Source organism: Synechocystis sp. FACHB-908 (assembly GCF_014698595.1).
Taxonomy (GTDB): domain Bacteria; phylum Cyanobacteriota; class Cyanobacteriia; order Cyanobacteriales; family Microcystaceae; genus Synechocystis.
This window is the reverse complement of the sequence record NZ_JACJTH010000023.1, coordinates 57,168-82,108: the sequence shown is the minus strand read 5'-3', so window position 1 is coordinate 82,108 and position 24,941 is coordinate 57,168. Positions and strand designations below refer to the sequence as shown.

At 48.6% G+C, this 24,941-nt stretch carries 23 protein-coding genes; 9 read left to right on the top strand and 14 right to left on the bottom strand.

The window, feature by feature from the left end; translation table 11 throughout:
* Positions 1–141 precede the first annotated feature (141 nt).
* Together gyrB and H6G46_RS08080 are read right to left on the bottom strand one after the other, a co-directional pair.
* The gene (gene gyrB / locus H6G46_RS08085; RefSeq protein WP_020861663.1) at positions 142–3,372 is read right to left on the bottom strand and encodes a DNA topoisomerase (ATP-hydrolyzing) subunit B; all 3,231 of its coding nucleotides are present in this window, start codon (positions 3,370–3,372) and stop codon (positions 142–144) included.
* Between the two features lie 134 nt (positions 3,373–3,506).
* Entirely contained in the window at positions 3,507–3,764 is a 258-nt protein-coding gene (locus H6G46_RS08080) for a chlororespiratory reduction protein 7 (protein ID WP_010872351.1), read from the bottom strand.
* A gap of 79 nt (positions 3,765–3,843) precedes the next feature.
* Here H6G46_RS08080 and H6G46_RS08075 point away from each other — a divergent pair, with 79 nt between their 5' ends.
* Positions 3,844–4,020 (top strand): hypothetical protein, encoded by a 177-nt coding sequence (locus H6G46_RS08075; protein ID WP_158299074.1) that lies wholly within the window; start codon positions 3,844–3,846, stop codon positions 4,018–4,020.
* Here H6G46_RS08075 and H6G46_RS08070 read toward each other — a convergent pair.
* Positions 4,003–4,122, bottom strand: coding sequence for a photosystem II protein Y (locus tag H6G46_RS08070; RefSeq protein ID WP_010872352.1), 120 nt, complete (start codon positions 4,120–4,122; stop codon positions 4,003–4,005). The two genes, H6G46_RS08075 and H6G46_RS08070, sit on opposite strands and share 18 nt — an antisense overlap.
* A 79-nt stretch (positions 4,123–4,201) precedes the next feature.
* Between H6G46_RS08070 and H6G46_RS08065 the strand changes: the two genes are divergently transcribed.
* The gene (locus H6G46_RS08065) at positions 4,202–5,224 is read left to right on the top strand and encodes a methylenetetrahydrofolate reductase (RefSeq protein ID WP_010872353.1); all 1,023 of its coding nucleotides are present in this window, start codon (positions 4,202–4,204) and stop codon (positions 5,222–5,224) included.
* Here the strand turns inward: H6G46_RS08065 and H6G46_RS08060 are convergent.
* Complete coding sequence (locus H6G46_RS08060) at positions 5,221–6,774, bottom strand: glycosyltransferase family 39 protein (RefSeq protein WP_020861667.1); 1,554 nt, start codon at positions 6,772–6,774, stop codon at positions 5,221–5,223. The genes H6G46_RS08065 and H6G46_RS08060 overlap by 4 nt on opposite strands.
* A 108-nt stretch (positions 6,775–6,882) precedes the next feature.
* On the opposite strand from H6G46_RS08060, the gene H6G46_RS08055 reads away from it, so the two are divergent.
* Positions 6,883–8,088 carry an aminotransferase class V-fold PLP-dependent enzyme gene (locus H6G46_RS08055; RefSeq protein ID WP_010872355.1) on the top strand — a complete coding sequence of 402 codons (1,206 nt, stop codon included), beginning with the start codon at positions 6,883–6,885 and terminating at the stop codon, positions 8,086–8,088.
* 95 nt (positions 8,089–8,183) lie between these two features.
* On the opposite strand, the gene H6G46_RS08050 is transcribed toward H6G46_RS08055, so the two are convergent.
* The gene (locus H6G46_RS08050; RefSeq protein ID WP_010872356.1) at positions 8,184–9,062 is read right to left on the bottom strand and encodes a Tab2/Atab2 family RNA-binding protein; all 879 of its coding nucleotides are present in this window, start codon (positions 9,060–9,062) and stop codon (positions 8,184–8,186) included.
* A 240-nt stretch (positions 9,063–9,302) separates the two neighbouring features.
* On the opposite strand from H6G46_RS08050, the gene H6G46_RS08045 reads away from it, so the two are divergent.
* Both H6G46_RS08045 and H6G46_RS08040 read left to right on the top strand, forming a co-directional pair.
* Positions 9,303–10,127 (top strand): hypothetical protein, encoded by an 825-nt coding sequence (locus tag H6G46_RS08045; RefSeq protein WP_231848054.1) that lies wholly within the window; start codon positions 9,303–9,305, stop codon positions 10,125–10,127.
* 38 nt (positions 10,128–10,165) lie between these two features.
* Complete coding sequence (locus H6G46_RS08040; protein ID WP_010872358.1) at positions 10,166–11,095, top strand: DNA adenine methylase; 930 nt, start codon at positions 10,166–10,168, stop codon at positions 11,093–11,095.
* 90 nt (positions 11,096–11,185) lie between these two features.
* Here the strand turns inward: H6G46_RS08040 and H6G46_RS08035 are convergent, their stop codons facing one another.
* The 4 genes from H6G46_RS08035 to H6G46_RS08020 form a co-directional block, all read right to left on the bottom strand.
* Positions 11,186–11,971, bottom strand: a complete 786-nt coding sequence (locus H6G46_RS08035; protein WP_010872359.1) for an IS5 family transposase — start codon at positions 11,969–11,971, stop codon at positions 11,186–11,188.
* 78 nt (positions 11,972–12,049) lie between these two features.
* Positions 12,050–12,796, bottom strand: a complete 747-nt coding sequence (locus H6G46_RS08030) for an SDR family NAD(P)-dependent oxidoreductase (RefSeq protein WP_010872360.1) — start codon at positions 12,794–12,796, stop codon at positions 12,050–12,052.
* Positions 12,797–12,921: 125 nt separating this feature from the next.
* Positions 12,922–13,206, bottom strand: a complete 285-nt coding sequence (locus tag H6G46_RS08025) for a DUF427 domain-containing protein (RefSeq protein ID WP_010872361.1) — start codon at positions 13,204–13,206, stop codon at positions 12,922–12,924.
* 49 nt (positions 13,207–13,255) lie between these two features.
* On the bottom strand, positions 13,256–13,888 hold the full coding sequence (locus tag H6G46_RS08020) for a response regulator transcription factor (protein WP_041425800.1): 633 nt from the start codon (positions 13,886–13,888) through the stop codon (positions 13,256–13,258).
* A gap of 251 nt (positions 13,889–14,139) precedes the next feature.
* On the opposite strand from H6G46_RS08020, the gene H6G46_RS08015 reads away from it, so the two are divergent.
* Positions 14,140–16,356 (top strand): MASE1 domain-containing protein, encoded by a 2,217-nt coding sequence (locus tag H6G46_RS08015; protein ID WP_199303475.1) that lies wholly within the window; start codon positions 14,140–14,142, stop codon positions 16,354–16,356.
* A gap of 24 nt (positions 16,357–16,380) precedes the next feature.
* On the opposite strand, the gene H6G46_RS08010 is transcribed toward H6G46_RS08015, so the two are convergent.
* Genes H6G46_RS08010 through H6G46_RS08000 form a run of 3 tightly spaced genes read right to left on the bottom strand, consistent with a single transcriptional unit; the run spans position 16,381 to position 19,516 of the window.
* Entirely contained in the window at positions 16,381–17,151 is a 771-nt protein-coding gene (locus tag H6G46_RS08010) for an SDR family NAD(P)-dependent oxidoreductase (RefSeq protein ID WP_010872364.1), read from the bottom strand.
* 23 nt (positions 17,152–17,174) lie between these two features.
* Positions 17,175–19,007: a signal peptide peptidase SppA gene (gene sppA, locus H6G46_RS08005; RefSeq protein ID WP_010872365.1), complete on the bottom strand. Its 1,833-nt coding sequence runs from the start codon at positions 19,005–19,007 to the stop codon at positions 17,175–17,177.
* Positions 19,004–19,516: a Ycf51 family protein gene (locus H6G46_RS08000; protein WP_010872366.1), complete on the bottom strand. Its 513-nt coding sequence runs from the start codon at positions 19,514–19,516 to the stop codon at positions 19,004–19,006. Before H6G46_RS08000 ends, sppA begins: the two co-directional genes overlap by 4 nt.
* Before the next feature lie 38 nt (positions 19,517–19,554).
* On the opposite strand from H6G46_RS08000, the gene H6G46_RS07995 reads away from it, so the two are divergent.
* From H6G46_RS07995 to H6G46_RS07985, 3 genes are all read left to right on the top strand, one after another.
* Complete coding sequence (locus H6G46_RS07995) at positions 19,555–20,340, top strand: alpha/beta hydrolase (RefSeq protein WP_010872367.1); 786 nt, start codon at positions 19,555–19,557, stop codon at positions 20,338–20,340.
* Positions 20,341–20,473: 133 nt separating this feature from the next.
* The gene (gene hemA / locus H6G46_RS07990; protein WP_010872368.1) at positions 20,474–21,757 is read left to right on the top strand and encodes a glutamyl-tRNA reductase; all 1,284 of its coding nucleotides are present in this window, start codon (positions 20,474–20,476) and stop codon (positions 21,755–21,757) included.
* Between the two features lie 161 nt (positions 21,758–21,918).
* Positions 21,919–22,716, top strand: a complete 798-nt coding sequence (locus H6G46_RS07985; RefSeq protein WP_010872369.1) for a hypothetical protein — start codon at positions 21,919–21,921, stop codon at positions 22,714–22,716.
* Here the strand turns inward: H6G46_RS07985 and H6G46_RS07980 are convergent.
* Both H6G46_RS07980 and H6G46_RS07975 read right to left on the bottom strand, forming a co-directional pair.
* On the bottom strand, positions 22,682–24,577 hold the full coding sequence (locus H6G46_RS07980) for an ABC transporter substrate-binding protein (protein ID WP_010872370.1): 1,896 nt from the start codon (positions 24,575–24,577) through the stop codon (positions 22,682–22,684). The genes H6G46_RS07985 and H6G46_RS07980 overlap by 35 nt on opposite strands.
* On the bottom strand, positions 24,546–24,926 hold the full coding sequence (locus H6G46_RS07975; protein WP_010872371.1) for a hypothetical protein: 381 nt from the start codon (positions 24,924–24,926) through the stop codon (positions 24,546–24,548). Before H6G46_RS07975 ends, H6G46_RS07980 begins: the two co-directional genes overlap by 32 nt.
* Positions 24,927–24,941: the final 15 nt, after the last annotated feature.

Below are 24,941 nucleotides of genomic sequence, written 5' to 3'. Positions count from 1 at the left end.
CTTTACTAAATAATGGTAAATCGAGCATAGACACTTTTGGCGATCGCCAATGTGAACCTTGCTTTTTTGCCTCCATTAACCAAATACTCCGATCCCTAGGCACAGTGTCAACACCATGCCTACATTGCCGGAGAAAAAAGGCTAGATATCCAAGTCAGTTAGATCCAACTTGGTGCCATAGGTTTCGATGAATTCCCGGCGGGGAGCTACCCGATCGCCCATCAACACCGTAAAAATGCGATCGGCTTCAGCGGCATCTTCAATGTGGACACGTTTCATGGTGCGGCTTTCAGGATTCATCGTGGTATCCCAGAGTTGTTGGGGCATCATTTCCCCTAAACCTTTAAAACGCTGGATGGTGTAATTAGCATTGGGGGGAAACTGACTGATTTGCTCCTGCAATTCCCGGTCGGAATAACAATAGAAATGGTTTTTACCCCGCTCCAGTTTGTACAACGGCGGACAGGCAATGTAAATGTAGCCTTGGTCCACCAAATCCCGCTGATAACGGTAGAAGAAAGTCAACAAAAGAGTGCGTATGTGCGCTCCATCTACATCAGCATCGGTCATAATTACTACTCTGTGATAGCGGAGGGAAGATATGTCAAAATCATCACCTTTAATGCCCAGACCTAATGCTGTAATTAAGGCTTGAATTTCAGTATTTTTATAAATCTTGGCATCGTCAGTTTTTTCAATATTTAAAATCTTGCCCCGTAAAGGCAAAATTGCTTGGAAACGACGGTCTCGACCTTGTTTTGCGCTGTTATGGACAAACACTCCGCTTGCCAAAGCAAAATTGTGGGTGTGGGGAACCTCAATATCATAAACATCGATTGTTTCTGACACAGCTTCAATATTTACAATTCTGTGATTGTAATTTAATACTGCTTCCCTTGCGAGGTTCTCATCATTCTCGAAATACCGTTCACAGAATCGATCAAAACGTAACAAGGATTTATCTTTAGTCGAAATTCGATAGCTATCGTAAGCAGATATGTCTAAATAACCATTTTCGATCTCAACTTGTTTTAGTGCCGCTAGAGTTTTGCGGTAATAGGTTTGGGCCAGAGCTTCTCGACGTTTTTCTCGAAATTCAGGAGTCCATTGTTCCTTTGTTTTTTTCTGTCGCCATTTCAACAATTCGGGATTATTCCATTGTTTAACCGCATTCTCTGAATATTGTTGTCGTAATCCAGGATTTTGTGCGAAATGTTGACGTACCCTTTCTGCTTGAGCAGTACGATTCTCCGCCTGCGCCCAATATTCCTGTTGAGCACGATTTAGCTGTTCTGCATTTTGCTGACGATAATCCTCATTACTGTCGTAGAAACTACGCCAACTTTCCATCATTGTTAATTTATAGGTTTCATTTTGCCATTGGGCCTGGGCCTGTTTGGACAAAATTGCCCGTGTTTCCGGTGATTGCATCCTTGCGCTCATTTTCCGTCGAAACTCAGGACTTTGGTGAATTCGACGACATTTCTCTACCACATCAGGGCGATGTAATGTTTTACTAATGTGCTTACGGTGAAGCGCTAAATGTTTTTCAGGGGATAAGCGAATTAAATTATCGGGATTATTATTCCGCTTATTAAAGTCTTTGTGATGGCAATGTTGTTTTTCTTCTGCAATATAAATTCCCTGCCAACGATTATACCAGTCTGCAACTAAATGGGTAAATAGCCAGCTATCGGAACGGGGACTCCAAACCATTTCATAGCCATCAATTGTAATACCAGAATCTTCCGTAGTCGAAATTTTTCGGTGTAACGGCATTAACGAATCATCGAGAGTTAAATCCATCGCACATTTGTAGCTCCCATCCCGCAACATGAATTTATGATCCGGGGTGCAAATAATAGACTCACCATTGTCCAACGTAACCTTGATTACCTTCGCATTAGTTTTTGTTTTGCGGGCATTGATGATTTTTTCAACCCCTATAGAACCATCATGGCGGATGGTATAACAAAAGTTTTGTTTTCCTTGTTTTTCTTCTTCAACCAATTGCTCAAAGCTAACGCTACGACCATCAGTTAAAGCGACTAATGTATCTCCAGAAAAACAGCCGCCGGCAGAGTCTCCTTCCACGATGAAAATTTCCGATTCCGAGGGATCTTTGGAGCTACAGTCTGCCAATTTACCCGGTAAAGTTGAAGACTCTAAAACTGATTTACGGCGTACTAATTCCCTGGCTCGACGGGCTGCTTCCGCTGCTTTAAAAGCCTGCACTGCTTTTTCAATGATGGCATCGGCAACCCCAGGATTAAATTCTAAAAATTCCGTTAGAGCTTCCCCCACCAAGGTATCCACAATGCCCCGGACTTCCGTGTTGCCCAATTTAGTTTTGGTTTGTCCTTCAAATTCTGGGTCCGGTACTTTAACGGAAATAACGCCGGTTAGGCCCTCACGAATATTTTCTCCCCCTAAATTACTATCGCCATCCTTTAACTTATTGCGCTTACGGGCAACGGAGTTGAGAGTACGGGTTAAAACCGCTTTTAGACCTTCTAAATGGGTGCCACCATCAATAGTGCGGATATTGTTGGCAAATCCCAAGAGAGTATCACTATACGCATCCACACACCACTGGAGGGCCACCTCCACCTGGACGTCATTTTTTTCCCCGGAAGTGTAAATAATTTCCTCGTGGAGCGGGGTTTTGTCCGTGGTCATATAGGTGACATATTCCCTAATGCCCCCTTCATAATAAAACTGCTCTTCTTTGAGGGAATCCGCCCGGCGATCGCCAAAGGTAATGCGAACCCCAGCGTTGAGGTAGGCCAACTCCTTGAGACGACTGGCCAGGGTATGGTAATCAAACTCGATGCCATCCTTAAAAATCTGGGTGTCTGGCAAAAAAGAAACCTGGGTTCCTGTGGAGTGCCCTTCGTTTGGGGTAGCTTCTAGCGTGCCAATGGGATTGCCCCGCTCAAACCGCTGGAAGTGTTCCTTCCCCTGGCGCCAAACCTTCACTTCCACCCATTCGGACAGGGCGTTAACAACGGAAACCCCTACCCCGTGCAAACCACCGGATACCTTATAGCCACCGCCCCCAAACTTGCCCCCGGCATGGAGTACCGTCAACACTGTTTCCAAGGCCGATCGCCCGGTGGTGGGGTGAATATCGGTGGGAATCCCCCGGCCATTGTCCACTACGGTGACGGAACCGTCGGCATTAATGTCAATTTCAATATGGGTACAATAGCCGGCCAAAGCCTCATCAATGGCATTGTCAACCACTTCATACACTAGGTGATGCAGACCCTTGGGCCCCGTGGAGCCAATATACATCCCTGGGCGCTTACGGACTGGTTCCAACCCTTCCAAGACTTGAATTTGATCGGCACCGTAGTTCGTGGTCGTCATGGTCACTCCAAAATCAGGCTGAGCTTAGGCATCTTTGCTGTGGGATGGCAAAAGCCCTCAAAATCTTAGCACAAAAGGGTTAAAGGCTTTAATATCGGGGACTGAGAACTGATTTGGAGATGGGATCGATCAAGCTATTTTTCCAGACGTACCACATACCATTGCCAAGTACCGCCATCCCCCCGGTCGAGGTCGCAGTAATTGTCCCGTAAATGTTCCGCTTTTGCCGCCAAAGTGGGCAATTTATCCAGTCCCTGGGGCAGGGGAAGATCGTATTCGGCCAAAATCTCCGTCAACTTAGCAGTCATTTCCGCCGGAGTTAGGAATGTTTCTGGTTCCTGGTCCGCCAAGAACACAAACATTTCTTCTTGGTACATCAGTGGATCGACCATGGCAATTGCTAAAAACTGTTGTTGAGGTGGAGATTGGCACTGACTAGTCAAGTGGGGATTTAGTTTTCTGCGTTTCCTGATGGGGCACCAATCTAAAATTTCTCTAGAAATTTCTGCGGTGGAAAAACTTTGCAGTAACCAAGTAACCCCGAAAAGAGTAGCCCCCCCAGCCCAGAGCCAGGAAGGGCCATTGCACAATACTTTCTCGATTCATCGGCGATCGCCGAGACGTTGTGGCCTAGGCTTCGCGACCTAAAACGTCCTGTAACTGCCGGATCGCGGCGGCCCCAATATTGATAGCGGCCCAAGTTGCGGCGATCAGAAGGGGGCTAACAACTACAATTACACGCCAATCCATTGCTGTACCTCGTTTTGTTAAAAGAATATAAATTTTCCGAACACTCTTAATCTTATATCCTAATCCCGACCCCTTGGGAATGGAAACCGGGCCACAGGTCTGGGCAATGACCAAGCCGGCAAACAGGAAAAACTCTGTTAAGATCTCCTGTCAGAGAGGCAGTCACCGCTCCCAACTCAAACCACCGTTGTCCCCATTGGATGTAATGACCATTAGCCGGTTTCGTCAGGCAGCCGAAGCGAAGGAATTTTTGATCACCGCAGAAGTTACCCCCCCCAAAGGCGGTAATCCCGAGCGGATGTTGGCGGTGGCGGCAAAGTTACGGGGCCGGGTCCATGGGGTTAACGTCACCGATGGTAGTCGGGCGGTGTTGCGTATGTCTTCCATTGCGGCCTGTGTGTTGTTGCAGCAACGGGGTATTGAAGCCATTTGTCAGATGACCTGCCGGGACCGTAATTTGATTGGTTTGCAAGCTGATCTGATGGGGGCCTATGCCCTCGGTTTACGCAATGTTTTAGCTTTAACCGGCGATCCGCTCAAAGCAGGGGACCATGCCAAGGCCAGACCTGTCTACGATTTAGAGTCTGTCAGACTTTTAAGTTTAATCCGCTCCCTCAACCAGGGGTTAGATTTTAACCAAGCTCCTTTGGTGGATGGCAGGCTAGATTTATTTCCTGGGGCGGCGGTGGACCCCCAGCTCAAAAGTTGGTCTGGCCTACAAAGTCGTTTTGAAAGGAAACTAACAGCGGGAGCACAATTTTTCCAAAGTCAGTTAATTACGGATTTCGATCGCCTGGATAAATTTATGACCCAGGTGGCTGTGGGCTGTGGCAAACCAATTTTGGCGGGTATATTTCTGTTCAAATCGGCTAAAAATGCGACTTTTATCAAGCGGGTGGTACCGGGGGTAAATATTCCCGATGCGCTGATTGATCGCCTGGCCCGGGCCGAAGATCCTTTAAAAGAAGGGGTGGCGATCGCCGCCGAACAGGTAAAACTGGCCAAAGAGCTATGCCAGGGAGTGCACTTGATGGCGATTAAAAAAGAAGAATTAATTCCCGAAATCCTCGACCAGGCCGGCATTGCCCCTCTGGAAAATTAAGGTTTACCAACGGTAGGGCTAAAAAATAGGGTGAATTCTCTCGTCTGTCCCCGCTTTTGTAAATTGGCTAAAGCTAGTCTGCCTTGGGCATTTTGGTCGAGCAATAAATAATTTCCTTCCTTCGCCTTAGTTCGTAACTGGTCATCATCCACCGCAATCACCTGGCGATCACCATAGAAATCCAAACTGGGACGACTGTAGGCAAAGGAAGTGTAAATTAGGGTATTAACTGGGGTGCTTTGTTTAATTAACCGCCCCACGGGCTTAACGGCAAAGGCTTCATTCACTTCCCAATTCCAGAGGGGACTGGAAAAAAGAAATAGCAAGGTTACATACAGCCCCATCACCAGGGTTTTGGCAAATTTAGGGGAAGAGTGCAAATATTGTTTGGCACTCCAACCTACACCAACAAATAGCACTAGCCCCATGATGATAATCACCGGTTTTTGCTCGATGAAACCAGCGTACAATCCCCCCACCAGGCCCACCACAGCGGTGAGAGCAAGGAGGTAACCAATTAGCCGGGGATAACGTGGGCGACCTTCCAAATCTGCTAAATAATATCCCCCCATCAGAGCGAAAAAGGGATAACAGGGGAGTACATACCAGGGTAACTTAGTGCCCATGGCGGAAATAATCAGCAAGAAGCCGAAGCCAAAGGTAATGGCAACCTTAGCCCAGTCCTGTCGCCATTGTTGAACAGTCATTACCGCAGCGGGAATGAGGAAAAATAGCCAGGGGGCAGTGTATTTAACAATCTCCAACAGGTAATACCAAGGGGGCCCCGTATTGCCCTCTAATTCCTGGGTAACCCGCTCAAAACTATGAAACTCAAAATGAATTTGCCAAAAGGTTTCCCCGTACTCGGCAAATTGGAGTTGGTACCACCACAGCACTGGGGCAAAACCGATCAATAGCCCCAACCAGAATTGCCAGCGTTGAAAAATTCGCCCTTCCCCCAGCCAGAAAATTACAATGCCCAACAACAGTGCCAGGGCCAGCACCAGTAAACCCTTAGCCAAGGCAATTAACCCCAAACCTATACCTATGCCCCCCAACCAATGGGGATTTTTCCGCCCCCGCAGTAAGCAAAGTAATGACCAAAGCAAACAGGCGTTGATTACCCCGTCCAACATGGTTAAACGACCCAAACGGGCAGTGGGAAGCAGGGTTAACAATATCGAACTACTCCACAGGGCCGCTCTAGGGGAAGAAAAAATTTCCTTACCTAGCAGATATAACAACGGCACCGCCAGGGCTGACCCCAGGGCCAACGGTAAACGGGAGCTAAATTCACTGATGCCCAGCAGATGGTAACTGCCCATCACCAACCAGGCAATGAGGGGAGGTTTGGATAAAAAAGGTTGCCCTAAATAGGTGGGAAAACGCCAATCTCCTCTGAGGAAAGTATCCTGAGCTGTAGTAGCGTAATAACCTTCGTCAAAATCCCGCAGGGGTACATTGCCCAAACCGGCGATCGCCAGAATCAGGGCCGCTCCGGTAAGCAGCAGTAAATATTTGCGATCATCATTGAGGGCAGGAAAGTTCAAGGGCGGAATCTTGGGGCATGGTAACTGTTGGACTTGGGGGGCATTTTCCCATGTTCTTGGGGGAAGTTGAGGTTTTTGTTAAGGTATTTTGTTGATGTTTCCCCACTAATGGCTGACCCTGTGAACCTGATACCCGATCGCCAGCAATTTCCCGGCCTAGCGAATAAGACCTATTTTAATTTTGGCGGCCAGGGGATTTTACCCACCGTAGCCTTGGAAGCCATTACGGCCATGTATGGCTATTTGCAGGAAAATGGCCCTTTTTCCATTGCCGCCAACCAATACATTCAGCAATTAATTGCCCAACTGCGCCAAGCCCTGGGGGAAACCTTTAACGTTGACCCTAACACCATCACCATTACCGATAACGTCACCACGGGCTGTGACATTGTGCTTTGGGGCATAGATTGGCAGAAGGGCGATGAAATTTTGCTCACCGACTGCGAACATCCCGGCATTATTGCCATCGTCCAGGCGATCGCCGCTCGGTTTGGGGTCACGTACCGTTTTTTCCCGGTGGCGGACACATTAAACCAGGGGGATGCGGCCGCAGTATTAGTTAATCATTTGGGGCCGAAAACCCGTTTAGTTATCCTCAGCCATTTACTCTGGAATACTGGCCAGGTATTGCCCCTAGGAGAAATTATGGCCGTTTGTCGCCGCCATCAAGGGGATTATCCAGTGCGGGTGCTAGTGGATGGGGCGCAGTCTGCCGGTTCCTTACCCTTGGATTTTTCCCGGCTAGAAGTGGATTATTACGCTTTTACAGGGCATAAATGGTTTGCTGGCCCCGCTGGGGTGGGGGGATTGTATATCCATGGCGATGCCAAAGGCACGGCGAATGCCGCACGCCTGGGGGAAATTAACCCGACCTATGTGGGCTGGCGTAGTATCACCTATGGCAGTAAAGGGGAACCCACTGGCTGGGCAGAAGGGGGCAAAAGATTTGAAGTGGCCACCTCCGCCTATCCCCAATATGCTGGTCTGTTGGCCGCTCTCCAGTTGCACCAACGGCAGGGCACCGCCGAGGAACGTTACCAAGCCATTTGTCAACGCAGTGAACTGTTGTGGCAGGGTCTAAACCAATTACCCCATGTCCATTGTTTAGCCACATCGCCTCCCCAAGCAGGTTTGGTATCCTTCACCATAGATTCTCCCCTAGGCCACCGGGCGATCGTGCAGAAACTGGAGGAACAACGCATCTATCTCCGCACCATCGCTGACCCAGACTGTGTCCGGGCCTGTTGCCATTACATCACCAATGAAGAGGAAATTGAGCATTTATTAAGCAGACTAGCTGAATTTACCCCCTAAGACCTTGTTGATTCCGGGCTCGAATCAGCCCACTCAAGCAATAATGGGGAACTTTTACCGAAACTTGCAGATTAGGAACGCTTTTGGGAAAGGCCCTAAACTTGTCCAGTTTCCTGCAATAACCAAAAACCAGCAAAGGTTTCACTGTCAGGGCTGGTTTGGATGGCTAAAAAGTGAATGCCCTGGGCCAATTTTTTTGTCTGTTCAAAGCCCTGAGCTTCCTGTTCACTGGTTTTATCGGTGACGTTGGCCACAATCCAACTATCACTGGCTCCGGTTTCCAACCGCATAATAGGGCGGGGGTCAGTGTTGTATTGCAAATAGCCCAATTCCAACCCCGATAACCAAGCGGCAAAGGGTAAAGCCCTGGGGGAAAAGAGAATCAAACCAGGAATGCGACTGTCGGGGGAAAGATTGTACGAGGAGAGGGGAAAACTTTCCCCAAAGCTAATCTCCCAATCCGGTAAATCATTAAAATCAGCCGCGGCCAAACTCACCAAGGCCCACTGGTCCCCTCGATCGCCTCTCACTGCATCGGGCAAGGCAATGGCATTAAGTTCTGGATATTGTACGGATGTGGACGAAGCTAACTTCGGGTCATAGCCCGGTTGTTGGGGATAAAAATTCTCCAGGCGATCGCCTAACCATTGTTCCAGTACATAGGTGCGACGACTGGGGGCCGGGGGAATACCAGCTTCTTCACAGGCTTTGCTGATCATGTTATTCATCTGCCGCCGGAAAAAGCGGATCTTTTGAGGCATCTGACCCGCCTCGGCGATCGCCGCTTCGATGGCCTGCCGGAGCCAAACGGAATTAACGGTAGAACTGGGACAATATTGGCTGTAGCGGAACAAATCTCCTGGTAACTGCTGCACGGATTGGGGAGACTCACAAATTAGTACTTCCCACACCTTTTTTTCCTCGTCGTCCAACAACGGCCGTGAATAAAAATCCAATTCCCAGGTAACGCCCATATATTAATTAAATATTTGTCAAAGCCAGCCCAAAAGGGCTAATCGCTATCCTATCAAGCAATTGTCCTTGGGTTATCATCCTGCCCCGGCCAAGAGAAAGAACTGGCCATCGCCATTGTCAGCCAAAAGCCCCTGGGCTTAAGATATCCTGGAAACACGGTGCCATCTCCGCTAACCTCTCCATGGCTAATCCGGTCACACCGCCATCCATCTTCCACCGCCCTAAAATTTGACCAAAATATGATTTCCCAGCCCCAAGGATTTACCCGCCTTAGCCGTTCTTCTCATCGCTTCTTCCCAGCCCGTTGGTTAATGGCTTTTGGTTGGGGTGTCGGTCTAATGGCGTTGGGATCATTGCCCCTCAATGCCGCCACCATTGCCCAGGGGAATGTAACTGAACGTCAAGTGCGGGCTTTAATTGAACAATTTGATGCGGTGGCCAACCAACACAATACTGATCGCCTGGGGGAAATTTACAGCCCTGAATTTAGCAACAGTGACGGTCTGACCTTTGCCCAAATGGAAACGACTCTGCAACAGCTTTGGGAAACATATGGCAATTTGACCTACAGCACCGAACTGAAAAACTGGAAACAGGATGGGCAAGCAGTGGTGGTGGAAACTTTGACCACCATTCAGGGGGAACGGCCTTGGCTGGGTCGCACCGCCCAATTGAATGGACAAATTACCTCCCGCCAAACCTTTGTGCAAAATAAATTGGTACGCCAGGAAGTGTTAACGGAAAAAATGACCCTCACCGCCGGGGACAATCCACCGGAAGTGGACGTTAATTTGCCTCAGCAAGTGCAGGCGGGCCAAGAATTTGATTTCGATGTTGTCCTGCGTCAACCCATTGGTGATGACCTCCTGGCGGGCACAGCTTTTAGTCAAAAAATAGATCCTAATAACTACGTTGATCCTTCCCAGGTGAAATTGGAATTGTTACAGGCTGGTGGGCTATTCAAACGGGCGATCGCCGGTAATGATCCCCAGTGGTTGTCTGCCCTACTAGTTACTCCTGAAGGCATGGTATTGGTTACCCAGCGTTTGGCCGTTGTTCCCTAGGGAAACTGTAACAGCGATGAAAAAATCAGTCGGAGAATGTGAAAATTAAACAAGCTATTGCCAAACCCTTTCTGAAATGGGCTGGAGGTAAGGGAAAGTTAATTGAACAATTGGTTAATTGCTTCCCCTTAGAAATCACCACTGGTCAGTTAACTAAGTATGCTGAGCCTTTTATTGGTGGCGGGGCTTTGTACTTTCATGTTGCCCAAAATTATCCCCAGATAGAAAAATTCTTTATCTCCGACTGCAATCAGCAGTTAGTTTTGGCTTATCAGACTATTCAACAAAATGTTGATGATTTAATTGATTTTTTAAGACGGCTACAGCAGAAGTATTATTGTTTCAACCAAGATGAAAGAAAAGATTTTTTTTATCAGCAAAGACTAAAATTCAACCAGAATGTTACCGGAATAAATTTAGAAAAATTTAGTAAATTGTGGATAGAGCAAACTGGTCTGCTTATATTTTTAAATCGTACCTGTTTTAACGGCTTATTTCGAGTTAACTCTAAAGGAGAATTTAATGTACCCTTTGGGGATTATAAAAATCCTAAGATTTGCGATGCTGAGAATCTTAAGTTAGTAGCCAACTTACTTGCCAGAACAGAAATAAGATTTGGTGATTTTACTTCGAGTAATAACTTCATTGATGCATCCACCTTTGTTTATTTTGACCCGCCCTATCGTCCCTTAAATAAAACCTCCAGCTTTAACTCCTATGGTAAAGCGAACTTCAATGATAATGAGCAATTGAGGTTAGCTGAATATTACCAATCACTCAATAACAAAAACGCTAAGTTGATGTTGAGCAATTCCGATCCGAAAAATATTAATAGCGACGATAACTTTTTTGATGATTTATATCGGGGTTTTCAAATTGCTCGGATCGATGCCCTCCGTATGATTAACAGTCAGGCTGACAAAAGAGGTGCAATTAAAGAAATATTGGTTGTGAATTACCATCGCTGATTAGTACGCTGTTGGGATTTTTTTAGTAGGCTAATTGAGGGAACAAACTAAAATTATGCCAACAAAGTCTTAGAAAGTGTTTGAAAAGTTTTAAGCAAGCCTTTGAAGCATGAGATGGAGCATGGCAACATGAATCATTGTCTCACTGGTGGTAGGTAAATATTCATAATCCTTGCTTAAACGACGATAGCGTCCAAACCAAGCAAAGGTGCGCTCGACTACCCAACGGCGGGGTAAGACTTCAAAACCTTTTTGTCCCTGCTTTTTGCTGACGACATTCAAATTCCAACCAAAAGTATGCTCCACCCAATAGATAAAATCCTTTCCGCCAAAGGTGCTGTCAGTCCATATAACTTGCAGGCACTGCCAAAGGGGAGCAAACCAGGTAGCAAGTAGAATCAGACCCTGATGGTCGGAGCGATGGGCACCATGGACGACAACATCGAGAAGTAATCCCATGGTATCCACGAGGATTGTACGTTTACGACCATTGACCTTTTTTCCGCCGTCATAGCCAGTTTCTTGGCCAGTTCCAGCCTTTTTAAGTGACTGTGAATCTAAACAACCAGCACTAGGGTGAGTATTTCTTCCAGCTTTGAGTCGAACCTTCTCACGGAAGATACGGTTTAATTTTCTCCAGGTACCATCTTCGTGCCATTGCTGGAAATAACCATAGACCGTTCGCCATTTAGGGAAATCATGGGGTAGAAGTCGCCAGGCACACCCCGTTCTGAGCATGTAAAAAATGGCATTGAGTATCTCCCGCAGACTAGTTTTCCGTTTTCTTCCCCCAGTTTTTGCTTTGGGTAAATGGGGTTCTACCAATTGCCACTGGCTATCAGTGATGTCCGTGCTGTAAAATTCTCGAATTATCATTAATTATGGTGAAAATTTTATTCTTTTCACCATTTTCCATTCTTCACCCTACTTTTCAAACACGCTCTTAGGTAATAGCTAAAACTTCAAATATTCTGCTCCATCTAAACGAATGGTGGTGCCACTCAGAAAATCCTGTTGTAGCAAATATAGGGCCGCATCAGTGACTACTTTGGGATTGCCGGTCATTTTTAAAGGAATACGTCGCTCTGCATAATCCCGCATAAACTCTTCCGGGTCCGGCGCTTCCGGAGCTTCTAAAATCTGTCCTAGGGCGAGGCCATTAACGGTGATATTGGGGGCCAATTCCAGGGCTAAAATTTCCGTCATATCCCACAAACCCCGTTTGGTAAGACGGTAAACAAAATGGTCTGGCCTTGGTCGGGGAATGCGGGCATCGTTAATGTTAATAATTTTTCCTTGGCGATCGCCGGCTACTTGTTGAGCAAAGGCCTGGGACAACTGAAAGGGGGCCCGGAGATTAACGGCAAAAATCCATTCCCACAGGTCGAGATCCACTTGAAAGAATTTATCTTCTAGGGGAAAAACCGAGGCACTGTTGATCAGAATATCCACCTGGCCAAAGACTTCCTGGGCTTTGGGAATAATTCCTTGGGTGGCCTGGGCATCGCTCAAATCGGCGGAGTAGGTAAAAGCTTTCCTACCCAATGCTTCCACTTCTTGCTGAACCTCTAGGGCTCCGGTCTGGGAATTACCGTAGTGAATAAAGACGTTACAACCGGCTTCCGCCAGGGCCATAACTAGGGCCCGACCAACCCTTATGCCTCCCCCGGTGACCAGGGCTGTTTTTCCAGTTAATTCCATCGTAGTTAGTTAAATTCCTGAGCCTTGGGCGATTACAAACTTAGTCGGGTGGAGATACAATAAAACAAAATTACCATTTTTTATGGCGATGTAGTCGAAATCATTGCCCATAATTACAAAAAAATTCAGGCTTCAACCTTTACACCCCGCCAAAAAGCGATGTAGCCCTTAATATTTTCCGCCCTGGGTTTGGGATCGGGGTAATACCAAGCCGCATCCGGGTTCTCCTGGCCATCCACCACTACGGTGTAGTAACTGGCGGTGCCTTTCCAACCGCAAACGGTGTGGGTGTTACTGGGCTGGAAATACTGGGGATGGATGCTGTCGGGGGGAAAATAGTAGTTGCCCTCCACCATTTCACACTGGTCACTCTCGGCGAGGACGACCCCATTCCAGATTGCTTTGGCCATGGTTTAGGACGGGTAAAGTAAACGCCTTGGATTATAGCCCCTTCTGCAATCAAACCAAACCGGAACGGAGGGCAATGACGGCAGCTTGAACCCGGTCATCAACGGACAGCTTATTCATGATGCCCCGTACATGAGTTTTAATTGTGTTGGTGCTTAGATATAAAGTTTGGGCGATTTCTTGGTTACTTTTTCCTTCCACAATTAATTTCAGCACGTCAATTTCCCTTTCCGAAAGGCTAGACACGTCGGCTTGGCCTTCCGGCACGGGGGGCTTGAGGTTTTCCACCACCACCCGGGCAATTTGGGGGTCTAGGTAGGTGGCTCCATCCTGGGCGGCGGCGATCGCCAAAATTAAACGCTCTAGGGTGGCTCCTTTAACGCAGTAAGCATCGGCCCCACTGGATAGGGCAGCAATAATCTCGTTGGGCAGGGTGTGGGAAGTCAACACTACAATGTGGATCTGGGGGGAAGTTTGCTTGATTTGTTTGGTGGCTTCAATGCCATCAAGTCCAGGCAAGCCAATGTCCATCACGATCAAGTCCGGGTTGAGGACCGCTGCCTGTTGCACAGCACCATAGCCGTTATCCACTCGACCAATAATTTCAAAGCGCTCATGGGCCCCCAAGGCTTGCTCCAAACCTAATTGCATCAATGGATCATCTTCAACGATCAAAATTTTCATAGGCAGGCAAGGCTCGATTTTCACCCTATGGGGGGAAGTAAAATCCATTCCAGTTTAGGCAAAGTTGAGATAGTAATCTACAGTGCTTAGCAATTCTTTGTACTTCATCGGTGATTACTATCACGGTAAGGGTGCCGATGCAAAAAGGGGGTTCGCCCGCTGTTGCATTATCCCCATGGGGGGGAAAGAATATCGACCACTTTTAAGAATAAAACGGTGTGCCCCGTCGCCCATTGTCAGACTTTCCATTGATGCTGATCTACTTACCCAAGTCCTTACGCCGGAGGCTGGTCACCGCTTTGCCTTCTTTGGCATTGGCGATCGCCCTGGGCCTATGCACTGCCTTAGCCTACGGAATGTTGGGCCGTGGACAACAATGGCTTAGTTTGGGGTTGGGGCAGGGTATGGCGCTGGCGCTGTGGTGGCAGGGAACGAACATTATCGCCCTTGCTCTGGGTTTAACCATTGCCCCCATGGTAGTGCAGGGAGATCCACCTCTGGCATTGGCCCTAGGGATGATTAGCACGGCGGTGGTGCTGATGGCCGGTCGGGGACTAAAAATGCTGGAGTTTTCTCCCCAGGGTCAACGACTCCAAGATGGCATGGTCTTTTTGCTGGCGGGGGTGGGGCTGGGGGCCACTCTGACGGCGATCGCCGCGCTTTTGCTATCTCTCTGGCAGGGGGATGGTCGTATTTGGTGGACAGGATCTTTGGCCTGGTTGGGCAGTGCCACCGGAATTTTGCTGGCCGCTCCTCTGCTGTTCAAGCTTAGATATGGCCGCTGGAGTTGGCCCTGGTCAGCCCGGATGGAGCGACTCCAATTGGTGGAAGCCTTAGTTTGCGCTGGCCTTTTGTTGATGTTAGCCTGGCTAATTTTTGCTGGGGATGACCTCATTCCCTTGGCGGACCGGGGAGCTATCTATACCCAGTGGTTGGAATATTTACCCTTTCCCATTGTGGTTTGGGCCAGCATTCGTTTTCCAATCTGGGGGGGAATCCTCTCCACTTCAGGTTTGGCTCTCCTGGCGATCACCGCTACGGTGCAGGGCAATGGCTCTTTTAACGTGCAAAGTGCCGACCAAAGCGGAGCAATGATTCTCCTGCAGATGTTCTTTTTGGTTTTAGGCACCACCAGTCTATTGCTATCGGTGGCGGTGAGGGAAAGACGTCGCACCGAAGAACAATTGCGGGGCAGTTGGGAACGGGAACGGCTTTTGGCGGAGGTGGCCCTACGGGTGCGGCAATCGCTACATTTGGGCACCATTTTTCAAACTACGGTGACGGAGGTACGCCATTTGCTCCAGACCGACCGGGTTTATATCGCTCTTTTGCAGGGGAATAGTCCGTTGGCAGTGGTGGCCGAATCCTGTGGTCCCGCTTACAAAACTTCTCTCAACTCCCAGATTGCGGCTTCCCCAAACCCCGAGGAAATGATCGTTAAAACCATTCCCACCGAAGCAATGGTGGTCCATCATCCTGACCAATTGCCCAAGGGAGACCCACTGCGGCGGAGTTTTTTACGTTATCAGGTGAAAAGCTTGCTGGCCATTCCCCTCGCTACGTTGGACGGCAGGTTGGGTATGATTGTGGTCCATCATTGTCAACAGCCCCGCCATTGGCAAAAGGCCGAGGTGCGCTTACTGGAACAATTGGCCACCCAAGTGGCGATCGCCATTCAACAGGCCCAGCTTTACCAACGGGTGCAAACGCTGAATACCAATTTGGAAAAGCAAGTGGGGGAACGCACCGCCCAGCTAGAGGACAAAATGGTGGAACTCCAGGATCTCCAGCAGATGAAAGCTCTCTTTGTCCAAGCCATTTCCCACGATTTGCGTACTTCGGTGATGGGTTTATTGATGGTGCTAAAAAATTTATCAACCACAGAGGGGGAAGCCTTGACCCTGCCCCGCCATCTCCTAGACAGCCTGATCCGCAGTGGCGATCGCCAGTTAACCCTTCTCAATGCCCTCTGTGAAGAACAAACCGCCGAATGTCGTCCCCTCCAACTTGCGCCCCAAGCCTTGCCGCTCCAGCCTTTTTTGCAACAAATTTGTCACCAATGGCGATCGGCCTGTGAACAACATCAGGTAGTTTTGAACTTGAAATGTGATGAGACCCTGTCTCCTCTCCAGGGAGACCCCCACTACATCAAGCAGGTATTCGACAACCTTTTGGGCAACGCCCTCAACCACAATCCCCCTGGTATTACCCTCACTCTGGCGGCCCAACTCGAAGGTAATATGGTGCGTTTTACCCTCAGCGACAACGGTAAAGGCATGGCCAAGGACCAATGTGAGCACCTTTTCCGGCTCTATTTACGCAACCGCCACAATCAACGGCTAACCGGCATTGGTTTGGGTTGTTATCAGTCCCGGCAAATTGTTGAAGCCCACGGTGGCCACATCGGCGTTACCAGCAGTCCGGGGCAAGGATCCCATTTTTGGTTTACCCTCCCGTTAGCTGTTTAGTTATTTGGATCTTTTACTGACAAATTACCACGGCAAAATTGTGCCATCCCAACTATAGAAAGTGCCGCTGTTTTCCGGTTTTACTTGCAATAAAATCGCCATTAATTGCTTAACAGTAAGTTCCACTGTGAAAAGCTTTTCTGGGGGGACATTTTTCTGAAATGGTTGGGACAATGACGTATCAGTGGTGCCGGGGTGGAGCAAAATTACCGCACATTGGGGCGCAACTCTGCGATATTCGATCGCCGTATTTTTGAGCAACATATTCAGCGCCGCCTTAGAAGCTCGATAACCGTACCATCCTCCCAACTGGTTATCCCCAATACTGCCCACTTTAGCGGAAATGGTGGCAAAAACACTGGGGGAAGCATGGCGCAAATGGGGTAAAAAATGTTTGGCTAACAACACTGGGCCAATGCTGTTAACGGCAAAATATTGCTGTAATTGGGATGGTTGTAAATGGCGCAGACTTTTTTCCGGTGGGTTATCTTCTACATGGAGAATGCCCACACAATTAATTAGCCAATTGACTTCAGTTTTGCCTAATTGCTGGCTAAATTGTGCAATCTGGCTCTCTTCAGTGATATCCAACGGCACTAGGGTTAAACGATCAGGATTTTCCTTGGCTAAATGGTCTAACTCGGCGATCGCCTGACGGTAGGTGGCCCAAATTTTGACGGGGAAAGGTACTTGTTCTAAAAAGTAACGGACAAAGCCTAAACCAATGCCCCCGGATGCCCCCACTATGACCACCGTTTGGGGATGATTTTGGGCTGGAAAATTCTGATTTGCCATGGTTTTAGCCCACAAAAAAATGGTTAAGGATTAAGAAAATGCCAGGAAAAGGGCAAGCGGGCGTAAATGCCTTGGGGATCATTAAATTGGGCCAACTCTGCCCATTCCCGCTCCAACTGTTGCCAATTAGTTCGCAAAAATGGCGGTAGAACCACGGAGTTAGTTTCAGTGAGACCATGGATGAGATTGTTCCAGAGGAGGGAATTTAATCCCCTGGGAGTGGGGTATTCCTTTACCTGCCATTGCTCCCCTAATTCTGCTTGGGCCGCTGCTAGGTTCACAGCCGTTTGCAATCCCCCCAGTTGATCTACTAGCCCCACTTTTTGTGCTGCCAATCCTGTCCAAACCCTGCCCTGGGCCACGGAGTCCAAAGCGGTAGGAGATAAATTGCGGGCCCTACCCACCTTATCTAAAAAGATCTCGTAAACCTGATCCACCGACCGTTGAAAAATGGCCAACTCCAACTCAGTTTTAGGTTTAATGCTGGAGCCCACATTGGCTAGTTCCCCCGTGGCCACTTCGTCCCAGTTTAACCCCAGGCGATCGCCTAAATTTTCCACGTTGAAAAGAATGCTAAAAACCCCAATGGAACCGGTGACGGTGTTGGGTTGGGCAACAATTTTTTCCCCAGCGGTGGCAATCCAATAACCACCAGAAGCTGCCACATTGCCCATGGAAATAATCACTGGTTTTTGAGCCTGTAAAAGTTCCACTTCCCGCCAGATAATATCCGCCGCACTAGCACTGCCACCGGGACTATTAATTCTCAGCACCACCGCTTTAATGTCGTCATCCTGGCGAATAGTTCGCAATAGTTCCCCATAACGATCGCCACCAATGTTTTCCCAGGTGCCCCGACCATTAACAATGGAGCCTTCGAGGTAAACAATGGCGATTTTAGGGTCTTGGTCGTGGTTTTCGGTTTCCCAGTTTTGTAGGCGATGGTACTCGGCCAAACTAATTTTTCTAAACTCTTTATCTTCCTCCTGCTCTTCTATTTTCTCGGGGTCATTAATCCAAACTCCCGCCTGTTTCAACTCGGCCAAAACTTCATCCCAATAGGTCACCTTGTCTACTAATTTTTCCCTTAGGGCGATGTCAGCAAAGAGCAGCCCTTGGTCACTGGCGATCGCCTGGAGTTGGGGCACCGTTAAGGAACGATTATTAGCAACACTGGTTAAATAAATTTGCCAAATTTGATTTAGCAAAAGCTGTTGTTGTTGGCGATTTTCTGGGCTGAGATTTTCCCTGGTATAGGGTTCAACGGCTCCCTTGTAACTGCCTACCCGTAGGGTCTGCACCCCAATGCCAGCCTTGGCCAACGCCCCGGTAAAAAAGATTGGCTGGGCCCCTAGTCCATTTATTTCCACTCCCCCCATGGGGTTAATTAAAATGGTATCGGCAGTGGCAGCTAAATAGTAGCCTAGTTCGCTGTAGTTGAGACCATAGGCAACAATTTTTTTGCCCGATTGTTTGAATTTAATTAGGGCCTGTTGCACTTCACTTAAATTGGCGTAACCGTCCACTTGGTTACTGCGGCGACCATCAATTAATAGGGCCACAATGCGGTCATCTTCGGCGGCCTTTTCAATGGCATTAACCACCGTCCGCAGGGGTAATATTTCTTCCTGATTACCCAGTAAACTCTGTTGTAGACTGAGAGTAGGGCTGGTATCTTGGATGGGGATCGCTAGGTCGAGAATGAGGGCTGTTTTTTCCTCTAGCACTGGATCTGCCTCAGCCGAAACCAGTATGAACAGCAACACCAAGCCAGTGGCCCCAAGGCTAAGCAAAACCACAATGGCGGCCAATGTTCCGAAGAAACTAGCCACCATTTGTTGGAAAAAGTTCTTCATGCGGCCTGGTTGCGCTCTAATTCCCGGAGGGCTTTGCGGTCAAGTTTAATCTCAATCTGATCGTTTTCTTTGGTGCCCAGGGTGCGGTAAGCAGAGCCTAAATAGAGGGGTTTAGTTAGGCCAGGCTGGGGATGAATCAGGGTTCGGGCCCGGATCACCATTTGTTCTTTGCCGTCGGTGGAAATGCGGCCCAGGGAAAAGTAATTATTGGCGGCCTGTTTGAGGGTGGCTTCCACTTCCGTAGCGGACACTGTCACCGGCACACTGATGACAATTTGGTTAGCACCATTGTCGTACACCCGATTGAACTTCACTGAGCCTTCCACCGTGGGGCGGTCGAACATGCCCAAACCCAGGCCAAAAATGCCTATCGTTAAAACTGTCATAAAGCTCGTCACCCCCACCAGGCGAAAGCGGAACCCCCAACGAAAAACAAAGGCCAGTACCATAAAGATAAAACTGGCGATGGTAGCGTAGGCGGACCAACGGAGATAAATGGTAACGTCCATAGGTAGGGAGAGAATTACGTCAACAAATCTAACAGAAAATGCAGTTAGTTAATCTTCATCCCCCCGATCGCCGCAGGGCAAGTCTGCTTTATTTGCCGGGGTTGGATGGTACGGGCAAATTATTTTATCGGCAACGACTGGAGTTGGTTGAGCACTTTAACCTACTGGCTCTGCGCCTAACTCCGGGGCCCCTTCCGGATGATTGGTCGGCGATCGCCAAGGCCCTGCACCAATTAATTCACCAACAGCAGGGATTAACATTACCCCTGTACCTCTGTGGGGAATCCTTCGGGGGATGCCTAGCCCTGGCTTATAGTTGTCTGTACCCCCAGGAGGTAGCCAAATTAATTTTGGTTAATCCCGCCACTGCCTTTGACCGTCGCCCTTGGTTACAGTGGGGCATTCCCTTCCATCAGTGGTTACCCAATGCCCTACAAACGGTCACTACCCTCACCGGACTGCCCTTTTTAGCCGCTGTAGAACGGTTACAGCCCCAGGATCGACGTCAGTTGCTCAATGCCATGCGCTCCATTCCCCCGGCGATCGTGGCCCAACGGTTAGCCCTATTGCAAAATTTCAACCAACAGGAATTAGATTTGGGAAAAATCAGCTCCCCCAGTTTAATTCTGGCCAGTGGTCGGGATTTACTACTGCCTTCCGTGGAAGAAGCCCATAAGTTGCAGAGGCATCTTCCCAAAGCCATGGTGAAAATATTGCCCCACAGCGGCCACGCCTGTTTGCTAGAAAAAGAATTATCCCTACAAAAGATTTTGCAAGCCGCCCAATGGTTACCGGAGCTAGTTTTGCTTAACAAAAATTCATGAGCCCCGGCGGGATGGACCCTTGATTGTGGTCTGCCATTCGGACTACATTGCAAAGATTAGAGAAACTTGTTTAACAAAAAACGTCGTAATTTCTGCGACCACCACCTTATTAGAGAATCCTTTAGGAGAACCCATGAATATTGCCGTTGTGGGACTGAGCCATAAGACAGCCCCGGTGGAAATTCGCGAAAAACTCAGCATCCAAGAAGCTAAGTTGGAAGAAGCGCTAACCCATCTGCGGAGTTATCCCCACATCGAAGAAGTCACTGTCATTAGTACTTGTAACCGCCTGGAAATTTACGCGGTGGTGACGGACACAGAAAAGGGAGTGGTGGAAATTACCCAATTCCTTTCTGAAACTGGCAATATTCCCCTGGCAACCCTACGGCGTTATTTGTTTACCCTCCTCCACGAAGATGCGGTGCGCCATTTGATGCGGGTGGCCGCTGGGCTGGAAAGTTTGGTGCTCGGAGAAGGACAAATCCTGGCTCAGGTGCGTACTACCCATAAGTTGGGGCAAAAATATAAAGGGGTGGGTCGTCTGCTCGATCGCCTATTTAAACAGGCCATTACCGCCGGTCGTCGGGTCAGAACCGAAACGGATATTGGTACAGGAGCCGTGTCCATCAGTTCCGCCGCTGTGGAGTTAGTCCATCGTCAAGTGGATTTATCGAGCCAAAAAACTGTCATCATCGGGGCTGGTAAAATGGCCTGTCTGTTGGTGAAACATCTATTAGCTAAAGGAGCCACGGACATCACCATTGTTAACCGCTCCCAACGTCGTTCCCAGGATTTAGCCAACCAATTCCCCCAAGCCCAGTTAACCCTTTGTCCCCTGACGGATATGTTTACGGCGATCGCCGCTGGGGATATTGTCTTTACCAGCACTGGGGCCACGGAACCAATTTTAAACTGCGAGAATTTGACTGGCTGTGTGATCAACCGCAAAAGCTTGATGTTAGTGGATATTTCCGTCCCCCGGAACGTGGCCGCTGATGTCCACGCTATGGAACAGGTGCGGGCTTTTAATGTGGATGACCTGAAAGAAGTAGTCGCCCAAAACCAAGCCAGCCGCCGACAAATGGCACGCCAAGCTGAAGCATTACTCGAAGAAGAAATTGCCGCCTTTGACCTCTGGTGGCGATCGCTAGAAACGGTACCCACCATCAGTTCCCTCCGCAGTAAGGTGGAAGATATCCGGGAACAGGAATTGGAAAAAGCCCTTTCCCGCCTGGGCAGCGAGTTTGCCGAAAAACATCAAGAAGTAATCGAAGCCCTCACCAGGGGCATTGTCAACAAAATTCTCCACGAACCCATGGTGCAACTGCGGGCCCAGCAGGATATCGAAGCCCGTAAGCAATGCCTACGCTCCCTGAAGATGCTGTTTGACTTGGAAGTGGAAGAACAATTCGGTTAGAACTTGTTAATGAATTTCAGCTAACTGTCAATAAATGTCCCAAAACTGGCTCTGTGTTCCCCATGGAGTCGTTTTTCCCTTTGGTGCCCCTGGCAAAAGCCCCGCCAGATTCCTAAGCTAGAATTGTCGAGAAAGACATTAGCGCCGAGGACAACTAGGCCATGGCATTGGTCCACAGCGGAGTAATCGAAAACTACATCCAACGGGTGACTGAGTTAAGCCAATCCACCCAGCGCATTCCCACCACCGCTGAATTGGAGGCGATCGCCAGCGAGTTGGGCATTGAACCGGAGGAAATCCAAGCGGCCCAAAAACAAGCCGCTGACCATTTCACCCGGGCCCAGGGTTATATGCGTTTGGGCTACTGGGACGATGCCATTGCCGAATTAGATGACGCCATTGCCTTTAATCCTGGGGAATCAAAGTTTTTACTCTCTTCCGCTGAAGCCTACCTGGGGAAATGGAAACAGCACCACCGTGCCCCCGATGCTGACCAAATGCATTTGCGGGTGCGTCAGTGTTTATCGTTGGAACCCGGCTGTGAAGGGGCGTTGGATTTATTGGCGGAATTTCGGCGGCGGCAAAAGCGCTATTTCCGCACCATCGTGGGCAGTTTGATGTTTGCGGGGGCGATCCTCTGTGGTGGTGGCATTTATCTTTTATCCCAGGGCGGCTTACCGTTTGTGATTGAAGAAAAAGCCCGCTTGGAAAATTTGCAAAGCACCATTGAAGCCCAAAATGACACCATTGCCCAATTAATGGGCGAACAGGAAGCCCTGCGGCGGGAGTTCGATACATTGATTAGTCAACAACTCCAGGAAAACCGTCTCAATGGCGATCGCCTGGAAAATTTACAGGCCCGCTTAAAAGCACTGGAGGAGAAAATCAAGGAATATCAAACGCCATCAATGGGAACGCCAACTCCTACTCCCCCCCAGTCCCAGGAAAATGACGATTAGCTTGGGATGATGGCGGTGGTGGTGGATTATCGCAAAAACTGATGGAAGGCAAATTCCAGAACGCTCCCCCTAGGGCAGAATATTCAATGCCACAGAAGCGGTTCCGCACTGCTGAAAGGGAATAGGGACTTACCAAGTAGATAAAGGGCAAATATTCCTGCACTTCCAGTTGCATTTGGTCGTAAACTAGGCTCCGTTCCTGCTGGGGAATAATTTGGGAACCTTTAAGAGCTAAATCGGCAATGTTCTGCTCCCAGGGGGCCACTGTTTGTCCCTCTAAAGGTTGGGCTCCGGCCTGGGGATGCTGATTAAACATGTGTAAATTGCCCTTAACATACCAAACATTAGGTATATGGGGATCGTTGCCGCCGGTTAGGCCCAAAACCACCGCATCCCATTCCAAACTGTTGCTTAATTTGTCCACCAACACGCCAAAACTAATGGGGCTAAAGTCCACTTGAATGCCAAGTTTTCCCAAATCTTCTTGAATTTGGGTCCCCATGGCTTCCCGCACTTTATTGCCAGCATTGGTATTAAGCACAAAGCGGACACGGTTACCCCGATCATCCAATAATTGCCGTTGATTGTTGTAGGTAAAGCCCCCGGCTTTCAGTAATGCTTGCGCTTTTTCTGGGTCATAGTTATAGACTTTGACATCGGGATTAAAAAAGGGAGATTGCACAGGAATAAAGGAATTTTGTTTTTCCCCCAACCCTCGGTAAATGTTATTAACCATTCTTTCCCGGTCAATGCCATAGGCGATCGCCTGACGAAAATTGAGATTATTAAACCACCGGGATTTAATCGGATCCACTAGGGGTTTACCCTGGCGCTTACCTTGGTTGAGATTAAAGGTTAAATAGCTACTGGCGTAGGTGGGACCGCCGTTATAGATGACAAAATTACCCCTTTCTTCTTCCTGTTTGAGCAGAGAAAAGGATTCTGGTGGCACTCCGAGGGAATCCAAACTGCCAGAACGAAATTGCAACAAAGATGTGTCAGTGCTTTCCACAATGGCCCACACCACCCTGGGGATGTAGGGTAAAGACTCACCGTTGGGGCCCTTTTCCCAGTAATAGGGATTTTTACTAAAAATTACCCGTTGGCTGGTAACGTAGCGGGTTAATTTATAGGGACCATTGACCACAATTTGGTCCGGGGGGGTATTGGTGCCCCAGGTACTCAAAAATAACGGATTACCATTTTCATCGGTTTTTTCCACTGTTTCCCGCAGAATATGGGCTGGCAAAATGGGAAATTGGGCTGTTTCTAAAAAGGGAGCAAAGGGTTCGGGAATATTAAATGCCACCTGGCGATCGCCAACTTTGGTAATCTTCGGTTCTGCTTGACTTTCTCCTACCTTTAAACTGTCCCGATAATTGTTAGGAATTTTAGGGTTTAAATAAAGATCATTATAGGAAAATAGTACATCATCTACGGTAAGGGGTTTGCCGTCAGACCAACGCAGACCTTCCTTGAGGGTAAAGGTAATGGTCAAATTGTCCGGTGATATTTCCCAACTTTCCGCCAAGGCTGGCGTTCTTTCCCCGGTGAGAGGATTTTCCCTAATTAGCCCTTCGTAGATATAACCAAAAACATTGGGGGACTCTTGGGACAGAACCGCATTGAAAGTTTTGGGGTCACTGAGCACGGAAAAAACCACCTGGTCTTTCAGTTCCGGGGAAAAACAACCTCCCAATGAAAACGTCAGGGCAAGGCAACACAATAAAGCACTGATTAATTTTTGCCCCCAACTTCGACCGGATAGGTAATTTTGCTGGCCTGGATTTTTTTCCCTGGCGATCGCCGTTTTTCTTTGTCCCGCCACCCTACTCATTGCTACTTTGTTTCCCCAACGCATAAACTGCCCCTGTGAACACCGTCAATATGGCCAAGCTAATGGACCAACTTCCTCCCAATCCCCATTTCACCCCCCAATTACAGAGGGCCCCCAGGAGAAGAAACGGCAAAATACTCATTACTGAAGCATAGAAAGCATTCTGGGCTTCCCGAGCTTCCTTGGTGCGCTCATATTCCTCCACGGAAGTGTAGAGGGAACGTTCCGCAAAATTAAACCACCGTTGCAACTGTTCGATCAGCCAATTGCGCCCACTGCCCCAGGTTAGGTACAGCCCCAATGCCCAAAGGGTAGCACCAGCAATCATCGCCGTATTAATGGGAATTTCGAAAGGAATCCAGTCCATGAGCATGGGGAGCGCTATTTG

Excerpts from the sequence above, each read along its gene's own strand:
- gyrB (WP_020861663.1), bottom strand. The coding sequence starts at position 3,372 with ATGACGACCACGAACTACGGTGCCGATCAAATTCAAGTCTTGGAAGGG.
- H6G46_RS08080 (WP_010872351.1), bottom strand. The coding sequence starts at position 3,764 with ATGGTCGATCCACTGATGTACCAAGAAGAAATGTTTGTGTTCTTGGCG.
- H6G46_RS08075 (WP_158299074.1), top strand. The coding sequence starts at position 3,844 with ATGGGGCACCAATCTAAAATTTCTCTAGAAATTTCTGCGGTGGAAAAA.
- H6G46_RS08070 (WP_010872352.1), bottom strand. The coding sequence starts at position 4,122 with ATGGATTGGCGTGTAATTGTAGTTGTTAGCCCCCTTCTGATCGCCGCA.
- H6G46_RS08065 (WP_010872353.1), top strand. The coding sequence starts at position 4,202 with ATGGAAACCGGGCCACAGGTCTGGGCAATGACCAAGCCGGCAAACAGG.
- H6G46_RS08055 (WP_010872355.1), top strand. The coding sequence starts at position 6,883 with ATGGCTGACCCTGTGAACCTGATACCCGATCGCCAGCAATTTCCCGGC.
- H6G46_RS08050 (WP_010872356.1), bottom strand. The coding sequence starts at position 9,062 with ATGGGCGTTACCTGGGAATTGGATTTTTATTCACGGCCGTTGTTGGAC.
- H6G46_RS08045 (WP_231848054.1), top strand. The coding sequence starts at position 9,303 with ATGATTTCCCAGCCCCAAGGATTTACCCGCCTTAGCCGTTCTTCTCAT.
- H6G46_RS08035 (WP_010872359.1), bottom strand. The coding sequence starts at position 11,971 with ATGATAATTCGAGAATTTTACAGCACGGACATCACTGATAGCCAGTGG.
- H6G46_RS08030 (WP_010872360.1), bottom strand. The coding sequence starts at position 12,796 with ATGGAATTAACTGGAAAAACAGCCCTGGTCACCGGGGGAGGCATAAGG.
- H6G46_RS08025 (WP_010872361.1), bottom strand. The coding sequence starts at position 13,206 with ATGGCCAAAGCAATCTGGAATGGGGTCGTCCTCGCCGAGAGTGACCAG.
- H6G46_RS08020 (WP_041425800.1), bottom strand. The coding sequence starts at position 13,888 with ATGAAAATTTTGATCGTTGAAGATGATCCATTGATGCAATTAGGTTTG.
- H6G46_RS08015 (WP_199303475.1), top strand. The coding sequence starts at position 14,140 with ATGCTGATCTACTTACCCAAGTCCTTACGCCGGAGGCTGGTCACCGCT.
- H6G46_RS08010 (WP_010872364.1), bottom strand. The coding sequence starts at position 17,151 with ATGGCAAATCAGAATTTTCCAGCCCAAAATCATCCCCAAACGGTGGTC.
- sppA (WP_010872365.1), bottom strand. The coding sequence starts at position 19,007 with ATGAAGAACTTTTTCCAACAAATGGTGGCTAGTTTCTTCGGAACATTG.
- H6G46_RS08000 (WP_010872366.1), bottom strand. The coding sequence starts at position 19,516 with ATGGACGTTACCATTTATCTCCGTTGGTCCGCCTACGCTACCATCGCC.
- H6G46_RS07995 (WP_010872367.1), top strand. The coding sequence starts at position 19,555 with ATGCAGTTAGTTAATCTTCATCCCCCCGATCGCCGCAGGGCAAGTCTG.
- hemA (WP_010872368.1), top strand. The coding sequence starts at position 20,474 with ATGAATATTGCCGTTGTGGGACTGAGCCATAAGACAGCCCCGGTGGAA.
- H6G46_RS07985 (WP_010872369.1), top strand. The coding sequence starts at position 21,919 with ATGGCATTGGTCCACAGCGGAGTAATCGAAAACTACATCCAACGGGTG.
- H6G46_RS07980 (WP_010872370.1), bottom strand. The coding sequence starts at position 24,577 with ATGCGTTGGGGAAACAAAGTAGCAATGAGTAGGGTGGCGGGACAAAGA.
- H6G46_RS07975 (WP_010872371.1), bottom strand. The coding sequence starts at position 24,926 with ATGCTCATGGACTGGATTCCTTTCGAAATTCCCATTAATACGGCGATG.